This window comes from Microbacterium sp. ZW T6_19 (assembly GCF_044987465.1).
Lineage (GTDB): Bacteria > Actinomycetota > Actinomycetes > Actinomycetales > Microbacteriaceae > Microbacterium > Microbacterium natoriense_A.
In genome coordinates this window covers 419,202-445,169 of record NZ_JBJDRH010000002.1, presented here as the reverse complement: position 1 = coordinate 445,169, position 25,968 = coordinate 419,202, and the positions used below count along the sequence as shown (strand labels likewise).

The following is a 25,968-nucleotide window of genomic DNA, read 5'->3' as shown; positions in this document are numbered from 1 at the left end:
CATCGTGACCCGCACCTGGATCCCTGGAACCCCGGATGCCGCACTCACCGCGATCGCGCGAACCCCGCGGCTCGTGATCGCCCTCGACTTCGACGGGACGGCATCGCCCTTCGTGGTCCAGCCGTTGTCCGCCCGAGCGCTGCCCGAGATCGTCGAGCAGATCGAGCGGTTGAGCGCACTGCCCGAGACGATCGTCGCCTACGTCTCAGGACGCAGCATGCAGGATCTCCGGGTGATCACCGAGCACGACGACGACTCGCGCGTGGCTCTGGCCGGGTCGCACGGTGCGCAGTACTGGTTCCCGGGCGTCGGTCTCGCCGAGCCCGTTCCGGAAGCTCGGGACGGCGAGCGGGAGGAGCTCTGGGCGGCCGTGCGTCCGATCGTCGAGAAGTACGACGGCGCCGAGTTCGAGCCGAAGACGTTCGGGGTGGGGGTGCACACCCGGGGCGCGGCGCCCGATGTGGAGGAGCCGCTGTTCGCCGAGGTCGATGCGCTCATCGCCGACCGGTTCCCGCTCTGGCGGCGTCGTCAGGGGCATCATGTCTTGGAGTTCTCCTCGCGCGTCGAGGGCAAAGACGCGGCGATGGCCGCCCTGCGCGCGCAGTTCGATGCCACCGGCATCCTGTTCGCCGGCGACGACGTCACCGATGAGGATGCGATGCGCGTGCTCGGCGAAGACGATCTCGGGGTCCGCGTCGGCGAAGGGGAGACCGCCGCGATCCTGCGTGTGGGAAGTCCACAGGAGATCGCCGCTCTTCTCAGCGTGGTCGCTGACATCCGCGGTGCCGCACGGGAATAGACTTCCTGCATGTCCTCGAATGATCCCGAATCGCCCGAGCCCGTCGACATCAAGCCCCGAAGCCGTGTCGTCACCGACGGCATCGAGGCCACGACCTCCCGAGGAATGCTCCGTGCCGTCGGCATGGGCGACGCCGACTGGGACAAGCCGCAGATCGGCATCGCCTCGAGCTGGAACGAGATCACTCCCTGCAACCTGAGCCTCGACCGGCTCGCGCAGGGGGCGAAGGAGGGCGTCCACTCGGGCGGCGGTTATCCGCTGCAGTTCGGCACCATCTCAGTCTCCGACGGCATCTCCATGGGGCACGAGGGGATGCACTTCTCGCTCGTGTCGCGTGAGGTGATCGCCGACTCCGTCGAGACGGTCATGATGGCCGAGCGACTCGACGGCTCGGTGCTGCTCGCCGGCTGCGACAAGTCGATCCCCGGCATGCTCATGGCCAGCGCCCGTCTCGACCTCTCCAGCGTGTTCCTGTACGCGGGCTCGATCGCGCCCGGATGGGTGAAGCTCTCGGACGGCACCGAGAAGGACGTCACGATCATCGACTCGTTCGAAGCCGTGGGCGCCTGCCGGGCGGGCCTCATGAGCGAGGAGGACCTCAAGCGCATCGAGTGCGCGATCGCCCCTGGCGAGGGCGCGTGCGGCGGCATGTACACGGCCAACACGATGGCCTCGGTCGCCGAGGCGCTCGGTCTCAGCCTTCCGGGCTCGGCGGCTCCGCCCGCCGCCGACCGTCGCCGCGACTACTTCGCGCACCGCTCGGGCGAAGCCGTGGTGAACCTGCTCCGTCAGGGCATCACCACCCGCGACATCCTCACCAAGGAGGCGTTCGAGAACGCGATCGCCCTCGCGATGGCGCTCGGCGGTTCGACGAACGTGGTGCTGCACCTGCTCGCGATCGCGCGCGAGGCGGAGGTCGACCTGAGCCTGCACGACTTCAACCGCATCGGCGACCGGGTTCCGCACGTCGCCGACATGAAGCCCTTCGGCAAGTACGTCATGAACGACGTCGACCGGCACGGCGGCATCCCGGTGATCATGAAGGCCATGCTCGACGAAGGGCTGCTGCATGGTGACGCGCTCACGGTGACGGGCAAGACGCTCGCCGAGAACCTCGCCGACCTCGACCCGCAGCCCATCGACGGCGAGGTGATCCACACCTTCGACAACCCGATCCACGCGACCGGCGGGCTCACGATCCTGCACGGCTCGCTCGCGCCAGAGGGCGCGGTCGTCAAGACCGCGGGCTTCGACGCCGCGGTGTTCGAGGGGACCGCCCGTGTCTTCGAGCGCGAGCGGGCGGCGATGGATGCCGTCGCCAACGGCGAGATCGAGAAGAACACCGTGATCGTGATCCGCTACGAAGGACCCAAGGGGGGTCCCGGAATGCGGGAGATGCTTGCGATCACCGCCGCCATCAAGGGCGCGGGGCTCGGAAAAGATGTACTACTCTTGACAGACGGACGATTCTCAGGCGGCACAACCGGCCTGTGCATCGGCCACATAGCACCCGAAGCGGTGGACGCAGGTCCCATCGCCTTCGTGCGCGATGGTGATCTGATACGGGTCGATATCGCAGCTCGCTCTCTCGACCTACTCGTCGACGAGTCGGAGCTCGCCTCCCGCCGCTCTGGCTGGGAGCCGCTTCCCCCGCGCTATACCCGTGGCGTTCTTGCCAAGTACTCGCGTCTCGTGCGGTCCGCCGCCGAAGGCGCGACGACCGGCTGATTCGCAGGCTCGCTCAGAATCCGGGCCCCAGATGCTCCGGCATCCGACGTCGCCCTCAGACCATCACTAAGGAAGTCTCATGACTGCTGACTCCGTCTCGGCTGTGCCGAGGCCACCCGCCGCCAAATCCTCCGCCCCCGAGATCTCCGGAGCGGAGGCCGTGGTCCGCACGCTCGAGCTGCTCGGCGTGACGGATGTGTTCGGTCTTCCCGGCGGCGCCATCCTCCCCGTCTACGACCCGCTCATGTCGGCCACGAAGCTGCGCCACATCCTCGTGCGCCACGAGCAGGGCGCAGGACACGCGGCTGAGGGCTATGCGTCCTCGTCCGGCAAGGTCGGCGTGTGCATCGCGACCTCCGGTCCCGGTGCCACGAACCTCGTCACCGCGATCGCAGACGCCTACATGGACTCGGTACCCATGCTCGCGATCACCGGCCAGGTGTTCTCGACGCTGATGGGCACCGACGCGTTCCAGGAGGCCGATATCGTCGGCATCACGATGCCGATCACCAAGCACTCGTTCCTCGTGAAGGACGCTTCGGAGATCCCGGGTGCGATCGCCGCGGCATACGAGATCGCCTCCACGGGCCGTCCAGGACCCGTTCTGGTGGACATCACCAAGGACGCGCAGCAGGCCATGGCGCCCTTCGTCTGGCCGCCCAAGTATGAACTGCCCGGCTACCGGCCCGTGACCAAGGCGCACGGCAAGCAGATTCAGGCCGCCGCGGCTCTTCTCGCCGAGGCGAAGAAGCCCGTGCTGTACGTCGGCGGTGGTGTGGTGCGCGGTCGCGCGGCGGCAGAGCTGCTCGATCTCGCCGAGACCACCGGCGCGCCCGTCGTCACCACGCTGATGGCGCGCGGTGCGTTCCCCGACTCGCACCAGCAGCACCTCGGCATGCCCGGCATGCACGGCACCGTCCCCGCCGTTCTCGCGCTGCAGGAGGCCGATCTCCTCGTGTCGCTGGGCGCGCGCTTCGACGACCGCGTCACCGGCAAGGCCGCGCTGTTCGCGCCGAACGCGAAGGTCGTGCACGTCGACATCGACCCGGCGGAGATCTCGAAGATCCGCACGGCCGACGTGCCCATCGTTGGCGACGTGCGCGACGTGCTGATCGACCTCGAGACGGCATACCGCAGCGCCATCGGCGAGGGCAAGCCCGACATCGAGGAATGGTGGTCGTACCTCGACGGGCTGCGCAAGGAGTTCCCGCTCGGCTTCGCGCCGACGACCGACGGCCTGCTCGCGCCGCAGTACGTGATCCAGCGGATCGGCGAGCTGACCGGACCCGAGGGCATCTACGCAGCAGGCGTCGGGCAGCACCAGATGTGGGCTGCGCAGTTCATCAAGTACGAACGCCCGAACGCCTGGCTGAACTCGGGCGGTGCGGGCACCATGGGGTACTCCGTGCCCGCCGCGATGGGCGCCAAGGTCGCCGAGCCCGACCGCCCCGTGTGGGCGATCGACGGCGACGGATGCTTCCAGATGACGAATCAGGAGCTCGCGACCTGCACGATCAACAACATCCCGATCAAGGTGGCGATCATCAACAACTCGTCCCTCGGCATGGTGCGCCAGTGGCAGACGCTGTTCTACGACGGCCGCCACTCGAACACCGATCTGAACACCGGTCACGGCACGATCCGCATCCCCGACTTCGTGAAGCTCGCAGAGGCCTACGGCTGCCTCGCGATCCGCGTCGAGAAGGAAGACGAGGTGGACGCCGCCATCAAGCTGGCACTCGAGACGAACGACCGCCCGGTGGTCATCGACTTCGTGGTCAGCGCCGACTCCATGGTGTGGCCGATGGTGCCCCAGGGCGTCAGCAACAGCTACGTCCAGTACGCCCGCGACCACGCGCCCGCTTTCGACGAGGAGGACTGACCATGTCGACTCACGTGCTGAGCCTGCTGGTGGAGAACACCCCCGGCCTCTTGACCCGTGTCGCTGGGCTCTTCGCCCGTCGTGGCTTCAACATCGACTCGCTCGCGGTGGGTGTGACCGAGGTGCCCGGCATCTCGCGCATCACCGTGGTCGTCGACGTCGAGGATCTCCCGCTAGAGCAGGTGACGAAGCAGCTGAACAAGCTGATCAACGTCATCAAGATCGTCGAGCTGGACTTCTCCACGTCTGTGCAGCGCGAGCACATGCTCGTCAAGGTGCGCACCGACAACTCCACGCGCTCGAACGTGATCGAGGTCGTGAACCTGTTCCGCGCCTCGGTTGTCGACTACGCCTCCGACGCGCTGGTGATCGAGGTCACCGGCGACAAGGGCAAGGTCGACGCGATGCTGCGCGCTCTCGAGCCTTTCGGCATCAAGGAGATCGCCCAGTCCGGCCTGCTGGCGATCGGACGCGGCGGCAAGAGCATCACCGAACGCGTCCTGCGCGGCTGACCAGAACTTACACACACCACAACCAAGGAGAAACACACAGTGAGCACCGAGATCTTCTACGACGCAGACGCCGATCTGTCCATCATCCAGGGCAAGAAGGTCGCGATCGTCGGCTACGGCTCTCAGGGTCACGCCCACGCGCAGAACCTGCGCGACTCGGGCGTCGAGGTCGCTATCGCCCTCAAGGAGGGCTCGAAGTCGGCTGCCAAGGCGGAGGAGGCCGGGTTCCCGGTCAAGACCGTCGCCGACGCCACCGCGTGGGCCGACCTCATCATGATCCTCGCGCCGGACCAGCACCAGCGCACGATCTACAGCGAGTCGATCGCCCCGAACCTGACGGCAGGCAAGACGCTCGCGTTCGCGCACGGGTTCAACATCCGCTTCGGCTACATCGATGCGCCTGAAGGCGTCGACGTCATCCTGATCGCACCGAAGGCTCCCGGACACACGGTCCGCCGCGAGTTCGTGGCCGGTCGCGGCATCCCGGACATCATCGCCGTCGAGCGCGACGCCTCGGGTTCCGCCTGGGCGACCGCCCTCTCGTACGCGAAGGCCATCGGCGGTACGCGTGCCGGCGTCATCAAGACGACCTTCACCGAAGAGACCGAGACCGACCTGTTCGGCGAGCAGGCCGTGCTGTGCGGTGGCATGAGCCACCTCGTGCAGGCCGGCTTCGAGACGCTGACCGAAGCGGGCTACCAGCCGCAGATCGCGTACTTCGAGGTTCTGCACGAGCTCAAGCTCATCGTCGACCTCATGTGGGAGGGCGGCATCGCCAAGCAGCGCTGGTCGATCTCCGACACCGCGGAGTTCGGCGACTACGTCTCCGGTCCGCGCGTCATCGACGCCCGCGTCAAGGAGAACATGCAGGCCGTTCTCGCCGACATCCAGTCGGGTGCCTTCGCGAAGCGCTTCATCGAGGACCAGGACAACGGCGGTCAGGAGTTCCTGGCGCTGCGGGCCAAGGAGGAGCAGCACCCGATCGAGGCGACCGGCAAGGAGCTTCGCGCTCTCTTCGCCTGGAAGCAGCAGGACGAGGACTACGTCGACGGCAGCGCTGCGCGCTGACCTCGCCGAGATGAAGCGCCTCACGATCCGCGGATCGTGAGGCGCTTCATCGTTCTCAGGGGCGAGTGAGCTCTTCGAGCACTTCGACGACGTGACGGTAGGGGCGACCGGTTGCTCGTGTCATGCCGATCTCGCATGTGCGATTCGCCGAGACGAACGCGTCGAACGCTCCCTGGTCCTCGGCGTCGCGCAATTCAGCGGCCTCGGCCTCCGTCGCACTCGCCGTGAGCTCGGGGTGCAGCATTCCTCGGTCGCCGGCGAACGCACAGCATCCCCAGCCATCAGGCACGTAGACGTCTTCGGCGACGGCCGAGGCGATGGCGGTCAGCGCGCCGGTCGCACCGAGCGCTGTGGTGGAGCATGAAGGATGCACGGCGATCCGATCGAGCTTTTCGGACACGTTGAGCCGGGGGAGCGCCTCGCGGGCGAGGTAGGTCGTGGCGTCCTCGATCACGAGCCCGGCGTACTCGGGGTGATCTTCGAGCGCTTGCGCCAGCATCACGTGAAGCCCCTCCGTGCAGGACGCGGCGTCGCATACGACCGGCAACGCTCCCTGTCGGCTCGCCGACCACAGCGCGGCGAGGGTGCGCTTCGTCATCCGGTCGTAGCCGCTGAGATGTCCCTTCGACTTCCACGGTGTGCCGCAGCACAGTCCACCGGTGTCTTCGGGCACGACGAACGGGATTCCGGCGCGTGAGAGCACCGTCATGACGGCATCCCTCGATCCCTCGCCATGCCCTTCGGTGCCGAACATCGTTCCGATGCACGCTCCGAAGAACACCGCTGCGGCATCTGAGGGAGTCGAAGCCGACGGGGCCTTCGACCCGCCGCGCGGCAGGCCGCCGTCGTACAACGGCACAGTGTCGGCGCCGAGCACCGCACGCCCGATCTTCGTGACGCCCGTCACCAGAGGAGCCGGCAGAGCGTCGGCTACGGTCAGGGCGAGGCCCCCGACTCGCGTGATCGCCCCCCAGCCCTGTGCCGCGGCGTCCCACACACCGTCCTCGATCTTCGACGCCTGCTCGGAGCGCAGCCGGCGCACGAGATCGCCGGTGTTGATGTCGACGGGGCACGCGACCGCGCACATGCCGTCGACTGCGCACGTCTGCACGCCGTCGTAGTCGTAGTCGGCGCGCAGCTCGGCGAGCAACGCAGTCTCGCCCTGGTCCTCTGCCCAGGCCATGTCGCGACGCAGCACGATGCGCTGCCGCGGCGTCAGCGTAAGGCTCTTGCTCGGGCACGTCGGCTCGCAGTAGCCGCACTCGACGCAGCGATCCACCTCCTTCTCGACAGTGGGCACGCGCTTGAGATCGTGCAGATAGGAGTCCGCGTCGTCGGACAGCACGACGCCCGGGTTCAGGATGCCGGCGGGATCGATCAGGCGCTTGATCTCCCACATCATGTCGGTGAGTTCGTCCCCGTACTGGCGGCGCACGAACGGCGCCATGATGCGTCCGGTGCCGTGCTCGGCTTTGAGAGAGCCGCCGTGCCCCAGCACGAGTTCGACGAGATCGTCGGTGAAACGCCGGTAGCGTTCGACGCTCGCCGGGTCGTCGAACCGCTCGTTCAGCAGGAAATGGATGTTGCCGTCCTTGGCGTGGCCGAAGATCACCGAACCCTCATACGCGTGCTCGGCGAACAGCTCGATCAGCCGCTCGCACGTCGCCAGAAGCCGGCCGACGGGCACGACGATGTCCTCGAGCAGAGCCGTGGTTCCCGACGGCCTGGCTCCTGCTATCGCCGTGTAGAGCCCCTTTCGCACGTGCCAGAGCGCCGCGCGCTCCGCCGCATCCGTCGTGAGGCTGGGGGCGACTGCGAGGGGGAGCGTCGTGAAATGCGCGAGTGCATTCGCCGCGTCCTCGGCGAGGGCGCCGGAGTCCGGAGCATGCACCTCGACGAGAAGTGCGGCATGCTGACGCACGTCGATCGCGGCGATCGCTGCCGGCACGTCAGAGAGGCCCTGTGCGACGCGGAGCGACGACGCGTCGAGCAGCTCGATGGTCGCGAGGCCGAGCTCGGTCAGGGCAGGCAGCGCCGCCATCGCGTCGGACAGCGTCTCGAACACGAGGAGTCCGGTCGCGATCGTCGGACGGACTTCGATCGTGCGGAAGCGCGCCTCTGCGACGAAGGCGAGCGTGCCCTCGGAGCCGATCACGAGGTGCTCGAGGATGCCCACCGGATCGTCGAAGTCGAGGAGCGCGTTCAGGCCGTAGCCCATGGTGTTCTTCATCGAGAACTGCTGCCGCACGAATGCGACGTTCTCCGGTGAGGCGAGCAGTCGCTCGCGAAGTGCGAGCAGCCCTTCGGCGATCGCCGGTTCCTCGGCCAGGAGCCGCTCGTTCGCATCGGGAGCAGCGGTGTCGAGGATCGTTCCGCTCGGCAGGACGAGCAGCATCGACTGGATCGTCCGATAGGAGTTCTCGACGATGCCGCAGGCCATGCCGCTGGAGTTGTTCGCGACGACGCCGCCGATCGTGCAGGCGATCTCGCTCGCGGGATCCGGGCCGAGCTTGCGCCCGAAGCGCGTGAGGCGGGTGTTCACCTGCCGCACGGTCGCTCCGGGACCGACTCGGACCGATGCGCCGTCATCCGAGACCGCGACATCGCGGAAGTGGCTGCGTGTGTCGACGAGGATGTCGCCGCTCACGCCCTGGCCGGAGAGGCTCGTGCCGCCCGAGCGGAAGGTGAGGGTGCGGCCTGCGGCTTTGACTGCACCGAAGACGCGGGCGACCCCTGCCGCATCGGCAGGGGAGAGCACGGCATCTGGGATCAGGAGATAGTGCGAGGCGTCGTGTGCGCGAGCGAAGCGGTCGATCGAGCGCGCATGCACTTCGGTCGAGGGCCCCAGAAGCGCGGGGTCCAGCGGTTCGGCGAGGGTTGTCGACACGGTGCTCCTCAGTGAGAACGAGATTGTCTGACAAGTGTACCGGTGACGGAGTGGCTCACTAGGCTGGACGGATGACGACGGATGCAGTCCTGGGAGTGGTGGGTGTCGTGGATGCGGTCACCGTTCAGTTGCGCACGAGGATCCTGAGCGGGGACATCCGTTCAGGGGCTCCGCTGACAGAGGCTGCCGTTTCGCAGTCCTTCGGGGTCGCGCGCCCGAGCGCGAAGGCCGCGATCGAGCAGCTCGTCGCAAGCGGTCTGCTCGTGCGCACGGCGCATCGCAGTGCTCGCGTGGTGGGTATCGACGCCGACACGGTGCGCGACGTCTACCGCACCAGGGCGCGACTCGAGAGCGCGGCGCTGCGCGAGCTCGCGCAGTCGCGCGTGGTGCCGGAAGCAGCGCGCGTCGCCAACGCCGAGCTGCTCGCCATGCCCCCTGGCCCGGACCCCGCGACGGTCGATCCCGACCTGCGTTTCCACAGCGCCCTCATCGATGCTCTGGGCAGCGACCGGACCGGACGCATGTACCGCAGCGTCCTCGATGAGGTGCGGCTGTGCATGGCGCAGGTGCAGGGGCGAAGGCTGCTCGACGCCGAAGACATCGCCGCCCAGCATGCGGCGATCCTCGAGGCGGTCGCGGTCGGCGACGCCGACCTTGCGGCCGATCTGCTGAGCGTGCACCTCTCCTCGGCAGAGGAAAGGCTGGTCGACGCGCTCAGCCGGGACTGATCACTCGGCGGGCGTCTCCGCGGGCTCGGGCGACTCGGTGGCATCCGGGATCTGGATCGGTGCGTCCGTGGAGTCGGCCCACACCGGCGCGGGGAGCGTCGTCTCCGTCGCGCCGTCGCGGATCGCGCGCAGAGCCTCGACGATCTCGGCGGAGTTCTCGGGGACGGCGAGGTCGCACTTCTTCAACTCGGATGCGAACTCGAGCGTCAGGCGGGTCTTGCCCGACTCGATCGCCTCGGCCGTGGTGCCCGTACGGATCTCGCTGCCGGTCTGCACGTCCGAGACGGAGTCGCACACGTGGTAGACCTGGCCGCCGTCGACCCAGACGACTTCGTCCTTGCCGAGCAGCTGGATGACGGTGGACTGGTCGGCGGTGTACTGCTCGATGGACGGCGGGTTGAAGTCGACGCCGAGGACGACGGCGAGAGCCGCCAGCACGATGCCGACGATGCCGGCCGTGGTCTTCTGGCCCTTGTCCATGTCCTTGTTCAGGAAGATGAGGATGATCAGCGGCAGGAACGCGACAACCGCGATGATCGCGCCCAGCTGGTTCTGGACGAAGAAGCGGAACTTGTCGGCCTTGCGGGCGGGGTCCAGGCGGTTCGCCTTCTTCCACAGCATCGACCCGATGATCGACAGCGCGGCGATCACGACGAGCAGCACGAGAAGCGTGATGAAGGCCCATTGCGGGAAGTGCGCGGTGACGCCCGGCTCTGACAGCAGGCCCGTGTCGGGGTCGCGGACGAGCTTGCCGTCTTCGCCGACGTACTCGCGCTGGCGCAGCAGCCAGAAGATTCCGACCGCCTCGGCGGCGATGGCGACAGCCCACAGCACAGCGGCGATCCAGCGGAACATCGTCGCCTTCGACTTGGCCTCGGCGGTGGGCTTCCAGTTCGCCGCAGGCTCGGCGATCTCGTTGCTCTTGTTCTCTGCCACGTCCGGCATCCCTTCCCCCTGCGCGAGTGCGCAGCCTGATGATTCCCTGAGCCTAGTGGACGCGGTGTTCTACGCTGGGGGCATGAGCTCGGATTCCGACGACCCCCTCACCTGGGACGGCGATGACGATGCGTCGACGACGCCACCGTCATCGACCGCGTTGCCGCAAGGCTGGAAGGCTGTGGGCAAGGGCAGCGAGGAGGGCGAGCGAGAAGCCGAGGCTGCGGCGCAGGGCGAGGTCGTCGATGACGAACCGGCCGGCCTCAGCACGACGATGCTGCTCCTGCTCGGCGTCATCGGCGGCGTCTATCTGCTGTATTCGGTGGGCTGGGCGATCGGCGGCCTTCGGCTGAAGCCGCTGGCGAACCTCATCGTCGACGACTCCATGTTCCTGCCCTGGTTCGTGCTCGCGATCGCCGCTCCGGCGATCTGGTTCCTGACGACGTGGGTACTCACCCGGGGCAGGGCCGCCTGGATCAGGATCAGCGTGCTGCTGCTCGGAGTCGTGCTGCTCGTGCCGTGGCCCTTCGTGACCGTGGGGGTGATCGGATCATGAGCGTGCCGACTTCCGCTTCTCGTGCTCCTCGCTGGGTCGTCTCGGCCGTCACCGGACTTGCGGGCCTCTTCTACGCCTATGCGATCTGGAACGCCATCGCGCACCTCGTCTCCATGGCGCAGAGCGGACTGACTGCGGCCGGCTGGGTGACGCTCGGGTTCGGTGTGCTGTTCCCCGCGCTGGTATTCGTCTTCGCGCTCGTGATCGGACGCCGACGGAGGTTGGGGGAGTACTCGCTCGTGCTCCTCGCGGGGCTCGCGCTGGTGGCGGTGTTCTGGCTGGACCTCATCGGGTACAGCATCCTGAACATGAGCGACCTCGTCGTGCAGACCATCTGACCCGAGCCGACACACGGCGCAGGGCACCGGAGCGGCTCCGGTACAGTTGACGTGATCGCGCCCCCCATGGTGTGCGGCGCATCGGCCCTCTCCCGCATGTCGCGCTGCCCCGAAGGATCCACTGTGCCGAAGCCTGTTGTGCTCATCGCCGAAGAACTCTCTCCCGCCACCATCGAGGCTCTGGGCCCCGACTTCGACGTCCGCAGCGTCGACGGCACCGATCGCGAGGCGCTGTTCGCCTCGCTCGCGGAGGCGGATGCGGTTCTGATCCGCTCGGCGACCCGCATCGACGAAGAGGCGCTCGGCCACGCGCCGAACCTGAAGGTCGTGGCGCGCGCAGGAGTCGGCCTGGACAACGTCGACATCAAGGCCGCGACGACGGCCGGGGTCATGGTCGTCAACGCCCCGACCTCGAACATCGTCTCGGCTGCCGAGCTCACGGTCGGGCACATCCTGAGCCTCGCCCGTCGCATCCCCGCCGCGCATGCGTCGCTGTCCGCCGGACAGTGGAAGCGCAGTTCTTACACGGGCGCAGAGCTCTTCGAGAAGACCGTCGGCATCATCGGCCTCGGCCGCATCGGCGCCCTGGTCGCGGCACGCCTCGCCGCCTTCGACATGCGCGTGGTCGCATACGATCCGTACGTCACCTCTGCCCGCGCGCAGCAGCTCGGCGTCCAACTGCTGACGCTCGACGAGCTCGTCGCCGAGAGCGACTTCATCACGATCCACATGCCGAAGACGCCTGAGACCACGGGCATGCTCAGCACTGAGCAGTTCGCGGCGATGAAGAAGTCGGCCTACGTCGTCAACGTGGCTCGCGGCGGCCTGATCGATGAGGAAGCGCTGATCGAGGCGCTCAACGCCGGTGAGATCGCCGGCGCCGGCCTCGACGTCTTCACCTCCGAGCCGCCGGTCGAGGGCAGCGCTGCGCGCGCGCTGACCGAGCTGCCGAACGTCGTGGTCACGCCGCACCTCGGAGCGAGCACCGAAGAGGCGCAGGAGAAGGCGGGTGTCTCGGTCGCCCGTTCCGTGCGCCTCGCCCTGGGCGGCGACCTGGTTCCCGACGCGGTGAACGTCGCCGGCGGCGTCATCGACCCGTATGTGCGCCCGGGCATCTCGCTCGTCGAGAAGCTCGGTCAGATCTTCTCGGCGCTGGCGACCTCGCCGCTCACGAGCCTCGACGTCGAGGTGCACGGCGAGCTGAACGACTACGACGTGAGCGTCCTCAAGCTCGCGGCGCTCAAGGGCGTCTTCACGAACATCGTCAGCGAGACGGTGTCGTACGTAAACGCGCCTCTGCTCGCCGAGCAGCGCGGCATCGCCGTGCGTCTGCTCAAGGACGACGTGAGCGAGGAGTACCGCAACGTCATCACGCTGAAGGGCGCGCTCTCCGACGGAAGCCAGCTGTCGGTGTCGGGCACGCTGACCGGTCCCAAGCAGACGGAGAAGCTCGTCGGGATCAACGACCACGCCCTCGAGCTCCCGATCGAGAAGCACCACGTCGTGATGCTCTACACCGACCGACCGGGCATCGTGGCGGTCTACGGCCAGAAGTTCGGCGAGGCCGGCATCAACATCGCCGGAATGCAGATCGGCCGTCTCGCCGCAGGCGACCAGGCGCTGAGCGTACTGACCCTCGACTCGCCCGTCTCGGACGAACTGCTCGACGACGTGCGCACCGCGATCGACGCCGACCTGTTCCGTCAGATCGAGCTCGCCGAGGTCTGATCGACTCCACAGAGAAGCGGGAGGGGCGATGAGCCCCTCCCGCTTCTCTGTGTCCGGAGGAGGAGCGTTTCCCCATGACGGCCGCGCGACGCGGCCGCCGTCGGCAGCAGGGATGCGGGCGTGTGAACGTGAGAGGACCGCTCAGGGCGCCGTCGCCGTGAGCACCAGGGCGATGAGGTCGGTCAGCTCCTGGCGCCGGGGGACCAGGAGCTCCGGACCGTGCACGTCGAGCGAGTTGTTGAAGTACAGACCGTCGCTGAGCAGCATGACGAGATCCAGGCTCGCCGCGTCGCGGACATGAGGGCGGATCGCGTCCTCCCAGCGCCGCCGCGTATGCCTCAACGCGTCGGCGGCAGCCGCAGAACCTCCCTGCGCCAGGCGAGACGCGGCGATGAGGGCGCGGTCGAGGGCTTCGTCCTCCATGACCGATGTGCGGATGTAGTACGCGACGGGGCCTTCTTCGGCTGACGCCATCTTCGCGAGATCGGCATCGTTGAGTTCTTCGAGCCGGCCGAGGAGGCCCGCGATGAGCTCTTCCTTCGACCCGAAGTGATAGAGCAGTCCGCCCTTCGAGACGCCGGCCGCCTTGGCGGTCGCATCGAGGGTCGCGGTGCGTTCGCCGTCGGCGATGACGATGGCCTCGAAGGCATCGAGCACGCGTTCACGTGCGAGGGGCGGTCTGGGCATGCGGTCCTCGGAGTCGGTCAGCGGATGGGGACATCTGTTACTATACCAGCTGGACGGTTTAGTAACAGAGCCCGTGAGATGTGAGAGGTGCTTCATGACGCGCACAGCGTCGATTCCCACTGTGAGTGACGACGTCGAGACTGACGCGCCCCGCGTCGGGGCGAGAGGATGGGCCGCGCTCGTCGTGCTCATGCTGCCGGTTCTGCTGGTGTCGGTGGACAACACCGTGTTGAGCTTCGCGCTGCCGGAGATCTCGATGGCGCTGTCGCCCTCGGGTGCCGAGCAGCTCTGGATCATCGACGTGTACCCGCTCGTGCTCGCAGGACTTCTCGTGACGATGGGCACGATGGGCGACCGCTTCGGGCGTCGCCGGATGCTGCTGATCGGAGCCACCGGATTCGCCGCGGTGTCGGCGCTGGCCGCCTTCGCCCCGACCGCCGGTCTGCTGATCGCCGCACGCGCGCTGCTCGGTTTCTTCGGCGCCATGCTCATGCCCTCGACGCTCTCCCTGCTGCGCTCGATCTTCCGCAACCGCGACCAGCGACGCCTCGCGATCGCGGTGTGGGCCTCGGCGTTCTCGGCGGGTTCCGCCCTCGGACCCATCGTCGGAGGCTTCCTTCTCGAGCATTTCGCGTGGGGGTCCGTCTTCCTCGTGGCGGTCCCCGTGCTGATCCCGCTGCTCATCGCGGCGCCGCTTCTGGTGCCGGAGAGTCGTGATCCTCACCCGGGACGCATCGACCCGATCAGCATCCTGCTCTCGATGGGCGCGATGATCCCGGTCGTGTACGCGATCAAGTCCTTTGCGACCGACGGCCCGTCGCTCGTCGCGGGCGCCTGGGCGGTGCTGGGCGTTCTGCTCGGTGCGCTGTTCGTGCGCCGCCAGTTGCGCGCCGACATCCCGATGCTCGACATGGCGCTGTTCCGTCGCGGCACGTTCTCGGGAGCGATTCTCGTGAACCTCCTGAGCGTGGTGGCCCTCGTGGGCTTCCTCTACTTCGTGTCGCAGCACCTGCAGCTCGTGCTCGGCCTCTCGCCGATGGTCGCCGGATTCGCTCTGGTGCCAGGCATGGCGGCGATGATCGTGGCGGGCCTCACGGTCGTGCCGATCTCGCGTCGCGTTCACCCGCGTGTGCTGATTCCTGCGGCGCTCGTCTTCTCGGTGGCGGGCTATCTGGTCGTCGCGTTCACGACCTCCGAGCACGGCGTCGCGCCGCTGATCGTCGCGTTCGTCGTGCTCGGCCTCGGGATCGGCGCCGCGGAGACGATCTCCAACGAGCTCATCCTCTCGAGCGCACCAGCGGAGAAGGCCGGAGCGGCGAGCGCCGTGTCCGAGACCGCGTACGAACTCGGAGCCGTGCTCGGGACGGCCGTGCTCGGTGGAATCATCACAGCCTTCTACCGGGGCGCGCTCGTCCTGCCGGAGGGGTTGCCCGCAGAGGCGGCGCGCGCCGCCGAAGAGACGCTCGCCGGCGCGTACACGGCAGCGGCGGAGCTGCCCGAGACACTCGGGACGGCGTTGTGGGATGCCGCCGCCACGGCGTTCGGGTCGGGGATCATGGTCACATCGCTGATCGGAGCGGGGCTCGTGGTCCTCGCAGGCGTGATCGCCGCCGTCACGCTGCGCTCGTCGCACCCCGCCGCCTGATCCTCATCCACCCGGGTGCTCGCTGTCACGCGGACAACGGGCGCCCCGGGGCAGCGCTACGCTGGATGGATCCTGAACCGACGATCCCATCGGTGTGAGCGCGTCGGTTCCTCCCCAGTGCTAGGAGTGTCATGTCGCGCGTCGTCAAGCTTGCCGTCATCCCCGGTGACGGCATCGGGCCCGAGGTCGTCGCAGAAGCCGAGAAGGTGCTCGATGCGGCGACGGCCGGCAGTGGCGTCTCGTTCGAGAAGACCCGCTTCTCGCTGGGCGCCGCGCGTTTCCTCGAGACCGGCGACACCCTGACCGACGAAGACCTCGCGGCGATCGGCGCGAATGACGCGATCCTGCTGGGCGCCGTCGGCGGCCAGCCCGGCGACCCTCGTCTGAAAGATGCGAACATCGAGCGCGGGCTGCTGCTGAAACTGCGCTTCACACTCGATCACTACGTCAACCTGCGTCCGTCCAAGCTGTTCGCCGGAGCGGCCGGACCCCTGGCGAACCCTGGCGAGGTCGACTTCGTCGTGGTGCGCGAGGGCACGGAGGGGCCGTACGTCGGCAACGGGGGAGCGATCCGCAGGGGCACCCCGCACGAGGTCGCCAACGAGACCAGCGTCAACACCGCCTTCGGGGTCGAGCGCGTCGTCCGCTACGCGTTCGAGCTTGCCGAGCGCCGGCGCCGCAAGCTCACCCTCGTGCACAAGACGAACGTGCTCGTGCACGCGGGTGCCATCTGGCAGCGCATCGTGAACGAGGTCGCCGCCGAGCATCCCGATGTGGTCGTCGACTATCTCCACGTCGACGCCGCGACGATCTTCCTCGTGACAGACCCCTCGCGATTCGACGTGATCGTCACCGACAACCTGTTCGGAGACATCCTCACCGATCTGGCAGGCGCGGTCACCGGGGGGATCGGCCTCGCCGCATCGGGCAACATCAATCCCGAGGGCGCCTTCCCGTCGATGTTCGAGCCGGTGCACGGATCCGCGCCCGACATCGCGGGGCAGCAGAAGGCCGACCCGACCGCGGCGATCCTCTCGGTCGCGCTGCTGCTCGACCATCTGGGGCTGACCGCGGAATCGGCACGTGTGAGCGCGGCCGTGGAGGCGGACATCGCAGCCCGCACGGGGGCGCGCACGACGGCCGAGATCGGCTCGGCCATCGCTGCACGTCTCTGAACGACAGGCGTAGGCTGAAAAGGCGCGAGGACGCGCCCACGCACGAGGAATGGAAGACGAGATGACGACGATCGACGCCGAGGCGACTGTGGCTCCGCTGGAGTTCGCGGTGACGAAGAACCTGAACGCGGCAACCCCCGCCCGGGTCGCCGAAGTCCTGGAGAACCCGGGCTTCGGTGTCGTCTTCACCGACCACATGGTCGACATCTGCTGGTCGGTAAAGGGCGGATGGCATCGGCCCCGTGTGCAGCCCTACGGTCCGATCCCGCTCGACCCGGCGGCGTCCGTGCTGCACTACGCGCAGGAGATCTTCGAAGGCATCAAGGCGTACCGGCATGCAGACGGCTCGGTGCACACCTTCCGTCCCGACCGCAATGCTGCGCGACTGCAGGCCAGCGCACGACGTCTCGCGCTCCCGGAGCTCCCCAGCGAGTACTTCATCGAGTCGCTGCGCCAGCTGGTCTCGGTCGACGAGCGGTGGGTGCCCTCCGGCGCGGATCAGAGCCTGTACCTGCGTCCGTTCATGTTCGCGAAGGAAGCGTTCCTCGGCGTGCGCGCCGCGCAGAAGGTCGCGTATTACGTGATCGCGAGCCCCGCCGGCGCCTACTTCACCGGGGGCGTGAAGCCGGTTCGCATCTGGCTCTCCGAGGACTACGCCCGCGCAGGCCGCGGTGGCACGGGCAAGGCGAAGACCGGCGGCAATTACGCATCCAGTCTGCTCCCGCAGGCCGAGGCGTATGAGAAGGGCTGCGATCAGGTCGTGTTCCTCAACGAGAACCACGACGTCGAGGAGCTCGGCGGCATGAACGTCGTGTTCGTCTTCAAGGACGGCCGTATCGTGACGCCCGAGTCCGACAGCATCCTCGAAGGGATCACGCGCGACTCGCTGCTGCAGCTCGCGAAAGACCGTGGCTACACCGTCGAGAAGCGTCCCATCTCGATCGACGAATGGCGCGAAGGCGTCTCGTCCGGCGACATCGTCGAGGTTTTCGCCTGCGGCACGGCCGCGGTCGTGACGCCGATCGGCGTGCTGGTCGGCACCGATTTCGAAGAGGAGCAGCCGCTCGGCGAACTCGCACTGTCGCTGCGCGAGGAGCTCACCGACATCCAGTACGGTCGCCGCGAAGACAAGCACGGCTGGTTGCTCCGCCTCGTCTGACCCCTTGTCGCCCGCACCGCGAGTGCGAGGGCTGGATAGGGTGGACTGGTGAAGATCGCACGATTCAGCCATGACGACGCCATCATGTACGGCATCGTCGACGAGTCCGACCTTGTCGTGCTCGCCGGCGACCCGATGTTCGCGGGTTACGAACCCACGGGGCAGCGGGTGCCGCTCGCGGATGCCGCGCTGCTCGCGCCGGTCATCCCGCGGTCGAAGGTTGTCTGCGTCGGCAAGAACTACCACGACCACGCGGCGGAGATGGGCGGAACGGCTCCGGAGGAGCCTCTGCTCTTCCTGAAGCCGAACACCGCGGTGATCGGCCCCGGCGACACGATCGTCCGCCCATCGCTCTCGCAGCAGACCGAGTACGAGGGCGAGCTCGCCGTCGTGATCGGCAAGATCGCGAAGAACGTCACGGCGGCGGATGCTCTGAGCTACGTGCTCGGGTACACGATCGGCAACGACGTCACGGCGCGTGACCTGCAGCGCAAGGACGGACAATGGTCGCGAGCCAAGGGCTTCGACACGTTCTGCCCCCTCGGGCCGGTGATCGAGACCGACTTCGATCCCGCGTCCGCCACGATTGAGACCCGCGTGAACGGAGAGGTGCGCCAGCACGCTCCGCTGACCGACATGATCCACTCCGTCGCGTCGATCATCGAGTACGCCTCGGCTGTGTTCACTCTGCTGCCCGGTGACGTGATCCTCACCGGCACACCCGCCGGTGTCGGTGCCTTTGACGCTGGTGACATCGTCGAGGTCGAGATCTCAGGACTCGGCATCCTGCGCAACGCCGTTCGCGACGCGCGGTGATCACACTCGCCGCCGAGCAGCAGGCGGCCGTGCAGCGGCGCACCGTCATGGTGCTTTCTGCGGGGCAGGTGCTCGGCGGGATCGCTTTCGGCGCCACAGTGTCCCTCGGGGCGCTGCTCGCGGCGGATCTCTCGGGCGACGATGGTCTCTCGGGCCTCGCCACGGCATCCGTGACCCTCGGGCCGGCGCTCTGCTCGATCCCGCTCGCGAGGATGGCAGCCCGCGTCGGACGGCGGCGCGCACTGACGCTCGGCAACATCTTCGCTCTGGTCGGCATCATGATCGTGGTGCTCGCGGTGGCGCTGCGCATCTTCCCTCTGCTGCTGCTCGGCACGCTCACCATCGGGGCAGGCAACGCGGGAAACCTGCAGTCACGGTTCGCCGCCACCGATCTCGCCGCCCCGGAGCATCGCGGTCGCGACCTGTCGATCGTCGTGTGGTCGACGACGATCGGGGGAGTGGCGGGGCCGTTGCTGCTCGCTCCGGGTGAGGTCGTCGGGCATGCACTGGGGATGCCGCCGCAGACGGGGTCCTACGCGTTCTCGTTCGTCGCGCAGTGTCTCGCCCTCGTGCTGTATCTGGTCGCGCTCAGGCCCGATCCGCTCCTGACGGCACAACGGCTCGCCAGGGCAGCGGCAACCGTCGCCAGCACCGTACGAGAGGATCGGCCGGTCGTGGCGCGGTATGCGATCTTCGCCGTCGCGGGGTCGCATGTGGTGATGGCGTCGGTCATGGCGATGACCCCGGTGCATCTGTCGCACATGGCGCACGAGATGCACGGGACGGCCACGACGCCTGCCGACGTCTCGGCACTGGTTGGCATCACGATCGCGCTGCACGTCGGCGGCATGTACGCGCTGTCACCGGTGTTCGGCATCCTCGCGGATCGCCTGGGCCGCCTTCGGGTGGTGTTGATCGGTCAGGTGCTGCTCGGCGGCGCTCTGGCGTTCGCCGTGTTCGCCAATGATCAGGCGTGGGGAGTCATCGTGGCGCTCATCCTGCTCGGGCTCGGCTGGAGCGCAGCGACGGTCGCCGGCGCAGCGCTGCTCACCGAATCGAGTGCGCCCGAGCTGCGCACCCGGCGTCAAGGACGCAGCGACTCCCTCATGAGCCTGTGCGCGGCCGCGGGCGCCGTGCTCGCTGGTGTGATCCTGTCGAACTTCCAGTACGCGGGGCTCGGGATCGCCGCATCCGTCATCGTCGTCGCGATCGTGGTGCTCTCGCCGCTCGCGCGAGGGCGCGCCACGTAGAATCGAAAGGCTATGGCTACTCCTCACCCCCTCACCACGACCGCTAGTGGTGCCGACGTCCGCGTCCGCTTCTGCCCGTCTCCGACCGGTCTGCCGCACGTCGGCATGATCCGCACCGCCCTCTACAACTGGGCGTACGCCCGCCACACCGGCGGCAAGATGGTGTTCCGCATCGAGGACACCGACGCGGCACGCGACAGCGAGGAGAGCTTCCGCCAGCTCGTCGACGCGCTCACGTGGCTGAAGATCGACTGGGATGAGGGCGTCGAGGTCGGCGGCCCGCACGAGCCGTACCGCCAGTCGCAGCGCCACGACATCTACCGCGGCGTGATCGACAAGCTCGTCGCCACCGGCGCTCTGTACGAGAGCTACTCGAACGCCGAGGAGATCGACGCCCGCAACGAGGCGAACGGCCGCGCGAAGCAGCTCGGCTACGACAACTTCGACCGTGACCTCACGGAGGAGCAGAAGACCGCGTTCCGCGCCGAGGGCCGCCAGCCCGCTCTGCGCCTGCGCGTGCCGGACGAGGACCTCACCTACGTCGACCTCATCCGCGGCGAGGTCACCTTCCCCGCCGGATCCTTCCCGGACTTCGTGGTCGTGCGCCCGAACGGCGTGCCGCTGTACACGTTCGTGAACCCGGTCGACGACGCGCTCATGGGCATCACCCACGTGCTGCGCGGTGAGGACCTCATGCCGTCCACGGCTCGTCAGCTGGCCCTTTACGCCGCGTTGATCGACGCCGGAGTCACGACCTTCGTGCCGCGTTTCGCGCACATGCCGCTCGTCCTGGGCGAGACCGGCAACAAGAAACTGTCCAAGCGCGATCCGCAGGCCGACCTCTTCCTGCACCGCGAGCGCGGCTTCATCCACGAGGGCCTGCTGAACTATCTCGCTCTTCTGGGCTGGTCGATCGGCCACGACCGCGACGTGTTCTCCCTCGACGAGTTCACCGCGGCGTTCGACATCGTGAACGTGAACCCGAACCCCGCCCGCTTCGACCAGAAGAAGGCCGAGTCGATCAACGGCGACCACATCCGGATGCTCGATGAGAAGGACTTCGCTGAGCGGATCGTGCCCTATCTGGCCGCGGCCGGCATGTTCGACGAGCCGACTCGCGAGCAGCTGGTGCTGGCGTTCCGCGCGGCCCCGTTGATCCAGGAGCGCGTGCAACTGCTGGGCGAGGCGCCCGGCATGCTCGGCTTCCTCTTCACCGACGACATCTCCTACGAGGCTGATGCGCTCAAGGGGCTGCCGGCGAACGCCGCCGAGGTGCTCGACGCGTGCGTGGCCGCTCTCGAGCCGGTGACGGACTTCACGCCGCAGCTGATCCAGGATGCTCTCGCAAAGGCCCTGGTCGAGGACCTCGAGCTCAAGCCGCGCGTGGCCTATGGACCTCCGCGCGTCGCCATCACCGGTCGGCGCGTGTCGCCGCCGCTGTTCGAATCGATGGAACTGCTCGGCAAGGACGAATCGCTGCGTCGCCTGCGCGCGCTGTCCGCTCAGCTCGCGGGCTGAGGCGAGGACACGACGGGAGGGAGGGGCGCTGACGGCCGGCGCCTCTCCCTTTCGCGTATGCCCACCCCGGCGGCGCCGTGGCACATGTTCGCAACCGGTTCAAGGCCATAGCGGGATCGCGAGGCGCCCTCTAAGTTCGGACAGGAAGAGCCGGAGGAGGCAGCAATGGACGAGAAGATGGCGCGCTCAGTATCCGCGCTCGAGCTCGCACGGTACCTGGGCCTGTGGTACGAGCAGGGGCGTCTGCCGTTGCGGTTCGAGGATGACGAGGCGCGGGACGTCACTGCCGAGTACTCGCTCGCCGATGATGGCACGGTGACAGTCGACAACCGCTGCCTCGACAAGAACGGCGAGCCCGAGCGAGCCCTCGGACAGGCGATACCGGATCCGGATCACCCGGGGCGGCTCCGTGTGTCGTTCCTGCCTGAGAAGCTCCGCTGGCTGCCGTTCACGCGCGCCGACTACTGGGTGCTGCGCGTGGACGAGGACTACGAGCACGCGCTCGTGGGCACGCCGGATCACCGGTACCTGTGGCTGTTGTCGAGGCAGACGCAGGTTGACGACGCGGTGGCGGAGGGTTTCCTGCAGACCGCACGTGACCAGGGATTCGACCTGACCGGATGGATCACCACGCCGCAGTCGGGCGCGGTCGTCGCGTTCTGAGCCGGTCTTCTTCTCGATCCCGCGCCACGCGCGGGCGGCGTGTGCTGATTTGGCACCGGGGTGCCGGTCGGGTAAGGTTGAATCTCGGTGCGAGGCTCCGGTTTCGCCCTTGGGGTATGGTGTAATTGGCAACACGGCGGTTTCTGGTTCCGTTGTTCTTGGTTCGAGTCCAGGTACCCCAGCACGATGAAAACCCCCGGTCATCCGGGGGTTTTGTCGTATCGGGAAGTGCCCGTCCCGCGGCTGGTGCGACAGCGTCGGAGGGGAGTGCGAATGAGGTACGCGACGTTCCTGTTGCATGCGATCCGGTGCAGGATCGAACCGAGCGCGAACGAGGCGCCGGAGTGAGCGGAGACCGTGCCGTTCCCAATCTCCCCTCACGAGATCTCCTCGCGACGAGCGCCTTCTACGCGCGATTCGGTTTCATCGAGAGCTTCCGCGATGAAGGCTGGATGATCTTGAGGCGCGGATCCGTCGAGCTCGAGTTCTTCCCGGTCTCAGGTCTCGACCCGTGGACGAGCTCGTTCCGCTGCAGCATCCGGGTCGCCGACCTCGATGAGCTGTGGCGCGACACGATCGCTGCCGGCATCCCCATCGGAAAGACGGGATTCCCGCGGCTGCACGAGCCGCGTGTGGAGCGTTCGGGACTGCGCATCGCCTACCTCGTCGACCCCGACGGCAATCAGCTCGCTCTCATCGCCGAACCCCATACTCGGGCGCCGCTCGCCCGGTGATCGTGAGGGCGCTGAGACGAGGTGAGACCTCATCTCCGGCTCCGTTCAGCTGCCGCCCGGCCACTCGGCGATGCGCGCTCGAACGGTCGCGACGGCGTCATCGATCGTGCTGCCGCGTCCGACCGCGAGGCCGATGAGGAACGTGGTCACCGGCCCAGCCGGGCGTACCACCTCGTGTGCGGTCTCGCGCGTGACGTCGAGGAGAAGTCCGGTCGGGACCTGGTCGGGATCCAGGCCGAGATCGGTGGCCGTCGCGCGCACCCACGTCTCGAGGTCGGAGGGGGAGTCGGTCATGATGTGGTCCTTCCCACTGTTCGCCGGGTGCGTTCTTCGATACTCGTCGATCGCCTCCCAGGTGTCGAGATCCGTCGCCGCTCCGCCGACAGGGACTGCTCGGAGCACGAGGCCCGAAAGCAGATCGCGCATCGACGCTCCGTCGGCCTCTGCCAGCGCGTGCACGGCGCGACGCAGCGAGGCGAGGTGATAGCGCCCCGCGAGCCACTGCTCGCGCCCTGCTGCATCGCTTCCGACGACGCCGTCGACATCGGCGGGAAATGCGGCCGCGTCGAGCAGCTGCACGAGACGGACCGCCTCGGGGAGGTCGGCGGCCAGCACGAGCACCTCTGCGTCGCTTTGGTGAGAATCGACGGTGTCGACATGGCCGAGAGCGTCGAGTCCCGCGGCCAGCGCCGCGGCCGGTCCGCCGAAGCGCGGCTCCTCCCGCGCCCAGACGACGCGATCGTCGTCGATCTCGAAGGGGCCGCCGACAACCACGATCCGCTGTCGAGTCGCAGCCGCCTCGATGGCGTGCTCGATCAGCGGGCGCCCGGCCACCGGCACCATCGGCTTGTCCGCGCCGCCGAGTCGACGAGCACGCCCTCCGGCGAGGATGATCGCAGGACCCGCGATGCCGTGGTCGGCGGTCACAGGAGCATCACCGACACGAGATCGCCTTCGAGCACGGCATCGACATCGGCGGGGATGATCGCGAGGGCGTCGGCGACCGCCAGGGAGGAGATCGGATGGAAGCCGTTGCCCTGGGTCGCAGGCTCGACCCGGTCTCCGTCGAAGACGACGGGGAGAAGCTGCGTCTTGCCTGCGCGCACCCGCCACGACCCGCTCGCGGGCATCATCGACCGTCGTCGCTCGACGTCGCGGTGACCCGCCAGTGCACGCAGCGCCGGGCGCACGAACACCTCGAACGACACGGCCATTCCGAGCGGAGAGCCCGGCAGACAGAAGACCAGCGCGCCGTGGTGCAGTCCGAATCCCTGCGGCTTTCCCGGCTGCATCGACACGCTGTCGAAGCGGATGCCGTACTCGGGTCCCATCACGGCCTTGACGACGTCGAACGCACCGACGCTGGCACCGCCGGTCAGGATGACGACATCGGCGACGTCGAGCACGCCCTGCACGGTGCGGCGGAGAAGCGCGGGATCATCCGGAACCGAGCGCACAGCGGTGACGTTACCGCCCGCGTCGGCCACCGCCGCTGCGAGAAGCACCGAGTTCGACTCGGGGATCTGCCCGCGGTCGGGCGTCGATGCCGGCGGTACGAGCTCGGTTCCTGTGGAGATCACGGCGACTCGAGGGGCAGACCCCACGAGCACCCGGTCGTATCCGCACGAGGCGATCGCGGCGAGCTGCCATGCTTTCAACTCCGCGCCGGCATCGACGACGACCTCTCCCGCCCCGCGATCCTCGCCTGCGCGCCGGATGTGAGCCCCATGCGCCGCCGCCGTCAGCACGGTCACGCTCTCCGGCGCGTCGTGCCGCACCGCCGTCCCCAGATCCGTGTGCTCGAGCGGCACGATGGCGTCGGCGTCGCTCGGCACGGGGGCGCCAGTCATGATGCGCGCCGCCTCTCCCGGGCCCAGAGCGGGGTCGTCGGGGGCGCCTGCCGGCACATCGGCGATCACCCTGAGTACGGCCCCGGAGACGGCATCCGCCTGTCGCACCGCGTAGCCGTCCATCGCCGAGGCGTCGAAGAGGGGGAGCGGCCACCGGCTGCGCACTTCCGCCGCGAGTGCACGCCCGCGTGCCGCCGAGAGCGGGAGCAGCTCGGCGGGGAGCGGGGTCACCGCGTCGAGGATCCGCTGACGGTGCTCGTCGATCGTGATCATGCGCGGGGAGGCCGAGTGACCGGCGTCGGAGACGACATGGGTCAACGGTATCCGTTCGGGCGCACAGTGCGCCTCGTGCCCCTGAAGTATGAAGCGACGGCGCGCGGAGTCGTGTCGAATGCCGTGAGCGCGAGTAGGGTCGGCATCGTGGGCAGGATCACGACGCGACGACCCGTACTCCGCATCACCGCGGGAGAAGGCGCTGATCGACGCGCCGACACGCTCACGGTGGAGGAACCTCTCGAGATCCGCATCGCGGGTACCGCATTGGCGGTGACGATGCGGACGCCGGGGCACGACGTGGAGCTCGCCGCCGGCTTCCTCGTCTCCGAGGGCATCATCGGCCAGACAGACGAGTTCCGGTCGGCGATCCATTGCGGCGGACCGGGCACGGGAGGCGACGAGAACACCTACAACGTGCTGGATGTGGCGTTGGGTGCCGGGGTGCACCTGCCGACGGCCGACGACGCCAGACGCTTCTACACGACCAGTTCGTGCGGCGTGTGCGGGAAGGCGAGCATCGACGCCGTCTCGACCGTCTCGCGCTACGACGTCGGCGGGGACCGACTCGAGATCGACGATCAGTGGATCACCGGCCTGCCCGATCGGCTGCGGGCCGGTCAGGACGCGTTTCAGAAGACTGGCGGACTGCACGCGGCGGCGCTCTTCGACGGTGCCACGGGAGAGATGCTCGTGCTGCGAGAGGATGTGGGGCGGCACAACGCCGTCGACAAGGTCGTCGGCTGGGCGCTGCTGAACGAGCGACTGCCTCTGCGCGCCATGGTGCTGCAGGTGTCGGGGCGGGCGAGCTTCGAACTCGTGCAGAAGGCGGTGATGGCCGGCATTCCGGTGCTGTCAGCGGTCTCAGCGCCGTCGTCATTGGCGGTCGAGCTCGCGGAGAGCTCCGGGCTGACCCTGGCGGGCTTCGTCCGCGGGCGGAGCATGAACGTCTACGCGCACGCGCAGCGGATCAGGATCACGCGCGCCACGGCACGCGACACGGTGAACGAAGGGGCGATGATCGGTGAGCACTGAG

The 25,968-nt window shown here is 68.1% G+C and carries 23 protein-coding genes and 1 tRNA gene; 19 read left to right on the top strand and 5 right to left on the bottom strand.

Annotation, left to right across the window (positions count from 1 at the left end; all coding sequences use genetic code 11):
- Positions 1-4: 4 nt before the first annotated feature.
- The 5 genes from otsB to ilvC all read left to right on the top strand — a co-directional run bounded on the left by otsB (position 5) and on the right by ilvC (position 5,989).
- The gene (gene otsB, locus ACI3KT_RS04655; protein WP_404902801.1) at positions 5-799 is read left to right on the top strand and encodes a trehalose-phosphatase; all 795 of its coding nucleotides are present in this window, start codon (positions 5-7) and stop codon (positions 797-799) included.
- Between the two features lie 9 nt (positions 800-808).
- Complete coding sequence (ilvD, locus tag ACI3KT_RS04650) at positions 809-2,527, top strand: dihydroxy-acid dehydratase (protein WP_404902799.1); 1,719 nt, start codon at positions 809-811, stop codon at positions 2,525-2,527.
- A gap of 79 nt (positions 2,528-2,606) precedes the next feature.
- Positions 2,607-4,409: an acetolactate synthase large subunit gene (locus tag ACI3KT_RS04645; RefSeq protein ID WP_292910011.1), complete on the top strand. Its 1,803-nt coding sequence runs from the start codon at positions 2,607-2,609 to the stop codon at positions 4,407-4,409.
- A gap of 2 nt (positions 4,410-4,411) precedes the next feature.
- Positions 4,412-4,921 carry an acetolactate synthase small subunit gene (ilvN, locus tag ACI3KT_RS04640; RefSeq protein WP_045258755.1) on the top strand — a complete coding sequence of 170 codons (510 nt, stop codon included), beginning with the start codon at positions 4,412-4,414 and terminating at the stop codon, positions 4,919-4,921.
- 39 nt (positions 4,922-4,960) lie between these two features.
- Positions 4,961-5,989 carry a ketol-acid reductoisomerase gene (gene ilvC / locus ACI3KT_RS04635; RefSeq protein ID WP_307296421.1) on the top strand — a complete coding sequence of 343 codons (1,029 nt, stop codon included), beginning with the start codon at positions 4,961-4,963 and terminating at the stop codon, positions 5,987-5,989.
- Positions 5,990-6,044: 55 nt separating this feature from the next.
- Here ilvC and ACI3KT_RS04630 read toward each other — a convergent pair whose 3' ends face one another.
- A complete protein-coding gene (locus ACI3KT_RS04630) occupies positions 6,045-8,876 on the bottom strand; it encodes an FAD-binding and (Fe-S)-binding domain-containing protein (protein ID WP_404902797.1) in 2,832 nt (943 codons plus the stop codon).
- A 71-nt stretch (positions 8,877-8,947) separates the two neighbouring features.
- Here ACI3KT_RS04630 and ACI3KT_RS04625 point away from each other — a divergent pair, with 71 nt between their 5' ends.
- A complete protein-coding gene (locus tag ACI3KT_RS04625; protein ID WP_307296425.1) occupies positions 8,948-9,604 on the top strand; it encodes a GntR family transcriptional regulator in 657 nt (218 codons plus the stop codon).
- Here the strand turns inward: ACI3KT_RS04625 and ACI3KT_RS04620 are convergent, their stop codons facing one another.
- Complete coding sequence (locus ACI3KT_RS04620) at positions 9,605-10,540, bottom strand: hypothetical protein (RefSeq protein WP_307296428.1); 936 nt, start codon at positions 10,538-10,540, stop codon at positions 9,605-9,607.
- Positions 10,541-10,622: 82 nt separating this feature from the next.
- Between ACI3KT_RS04620 and ACI3KT_RS04615 the strand changes: the two genes are divergently transcribed.
- The 3 genes from ACI3KT_RS04615 (at position 10,623) to serA (ending at position 13,162) form a co-directional block, all read left to right on the top strand.
- Positions 10,623-11,096, top strand: a complete 474-nt coding sequence (locus tag ACI3KT_RS04615) for a hypothetical protein (protein ID WP_404902795.1) — start codon at positions 10,623-10,625, stop codon at positions 11,094-11,096.
- Positions 11,093-11,434, top strand: a complete 342-nt coding sequence (locus ACI3KT_RS04610; RefSeq protein WP_404902794.1) for a hypothetical protein — start codon at positions 11,093-11,095, stop codon at positions 11,432-11,434. The genes ACI3KT_RS04615 and ACI3KT_RS04610 overlap by 4 nt, the downstream gene beginning before the upstream one ends.
- Positions 11,435-11,557: 123 nt before the next feature.
- Entirely contained in the window at positions 11,558-13,162 is a 1,605-nt protein-coding gene (serA, locus tag ACI3KT_RS04605; RefSeq protein WP_404902792.1) for a phosphoglycerate dehydrogenase, read from the top strand.
- 141 nt (positions 13,163-13,303) lie between these two features.
- On the opposite strand, the gene ACI3KT_RS04600 is transcribed toward serA, so the two are convergent.
- Positions 13,304-13,849 carry a TetR/AcrR family transcriptional regulator gene (locus ACI3KT_RS04600; RefSeq protein ID WP_404902791.1) on the bottom strand — a complete coding sequence of 182 codons (546 nt, stop codon included), beginning with the start codon at positions 13,847-13,849 and terminating at the stop codon, positions 13,304-13,306.
- 94 nt (positions 13,850-13,943) lie between these two features.
- On the opposite strand from ACI3KT_RS04600, the gene ACI3KT_RS04595 reads away from it, so the two are divergent.
- The 9 genes from ACI3KT_RS04595 to ACI3KT_RS04555 all read left to right on the top strand — a co-directional run bounded on the left by ACI3KT_RS04595 (position 13,944) and on the right by ACI3KT_RS04555 (position 22,809).
- Positions 13,944-15,494: an MFS transporter gene (locus ACI3KT_RS04595; RefSeq protein ID WP_292910031.1), complete on the top strand. Its 1,551-nt coding sequence runs from the start codon at positions 13,944-13,946 to the stop codon at positions 15,492-15,494.
- A gap of 131 nt (positions 15,495-15,625) precedes the next feature.
- Positions 15,626-16,669: a 3-isopropylmalate dehydrogenase gene (locus ACI3KT_RS04590; protein ID WP_404902790.1), complete on the top strand. Its 1,044-nt coding sequence runs from the start codon at positions 15,626-15,628 to the stop codon at positions 16,667-16,669.
- A gap of 61 nt (positions 16,670-16,730) precedes the next feature.
- Positions 16,731-17,828 carry a branched-chain amino acid aminotransferase gene (locus ACI3KT_RS04585; RefSeq protein WP_404902788.1) on the top strand — a complete coding sequence of 366 codons (1,098 nt, stop codon included), beginning with the start codon at positions 16,731-16,733 and terminating at the stop codon, positions 17,826-17,828.
- A 48-nt stretch (positions 17,829-17,876) separates the two neighbouring features.
- The gene (locus ACI3KT_RS04580) at positions 17,877-18,644 is read left to right on the top strand and encodes a fumarylacetoacetate hydrolase family protein (RefSeq protein WP_307296440.1); all 768 of its coding nucleotides are present in this window, start codon (positions 17,877-17,879) and stop codon (positions 18,642-18,644) included.
- A gap of 47 nt (positions 18,645-18,691) precedes the next feature.
- Positions 18,692-19,894 carry an MFS transporter gene (locus ACI3KT_RS04575; RefSeq protein WP_404902874.1) on the top strand — a complete coding sequence of 401 codons (1,203 nt, stop codon included), beginning with the start codon at positions 18,692-18,694 and terminating at the stop codon, positions 19,892-19,894.
- A gap of 12 nt (positions 19,895-19,906) precedes the next feature.
- Positions 19,907-21,412 (top strand): glutamate--tRNA ligase, encoded by a 1,506-nt coding sequence (gltX, locus tag ACI3KT_RS04570; protein ID WP_404902786.1) that lies wholly within the window; start codon positions 19,907-19,909, stop codon positions 21,410-21,412.
- A 165-nt stretch (positions 21,413-21,577) separates the two neighbouring features.
- The gene (locus ACI3KT_RS04565; RefSeq protein ID WP_404902785.1) at positions 21,578-22,075 is read left to right on the top strand and encodes a lipocalin family protein; all 498 of its coding nucleotides are present in this window, start codon (positions 21,578-21,580) and stop codon (positions 22,073-22,075) included.
- A gap of 110 nt (positions 22,076-22,185) precedes the next feature.
- A tRNA-Gln gene (locus ACI3KT_RS04560) sits at positions 22,186-22,257 on the top strand.
- Positions 22,258-22,419: 162 nt separating this feature from the next.
- Positions 22,420-22,809, top strand: coding sequence for a bleomycin resistance protein (locus tag ACI3KT_RS04555; protein ID WP_292904068.1), 390 nt, complete (start codon positions 22,420-22,422; stop codon positions 22,807-22,809).
- Between the two features lie 45 nt (positions 22,810-22,854).
- On the opposite strand, the gene ACI3KT_RS04550 is transcribed toward ACI3KT_RS04555, so the two are convergent.
- On the bottom strand, positions 22,855-23,736 hold the full coding sequence (locus tag ACI3KT_RS04550) for an NTP transferase domain-containing protein (protein ID WP_404902783.1): 882 nt from the start codon (positions 23,734-23,736) through the stop codon (positions 22,855-22,857).
- Entirely contained in the window at positions 23,733-24,977 is a 1,245-nt protein-coding gene (gene glp, locus ACI3KT_RS04545; RefSeq protein ID WP_404902781.1) for a gephyrin-like molybdotransferase Glp, read from the bottom strand. Before glp ends, ACI3KT_RS04550 begins: the two co-directional genes overlap by 4 nt.
- 102 nt (positions 24,978-25,079) lie before the next feature.
- Here glp and fdhD point away from each other — a divergent pair, with 102 nt between their 5' ends.
- Positions 25,080-25,967, top strand: coding sequence for a formate dehydrogenase accessory sulfurtransferase FdhD (gene fdhD / locus ACI3KT_RS04540; RefSeq protein WP_404902872.1), 888 nt, complete (start codon positions 25,080-25,082; stop codon positions 25,965-25,967).
- Position 25,968: the final 1 nt, after the last annotated feature.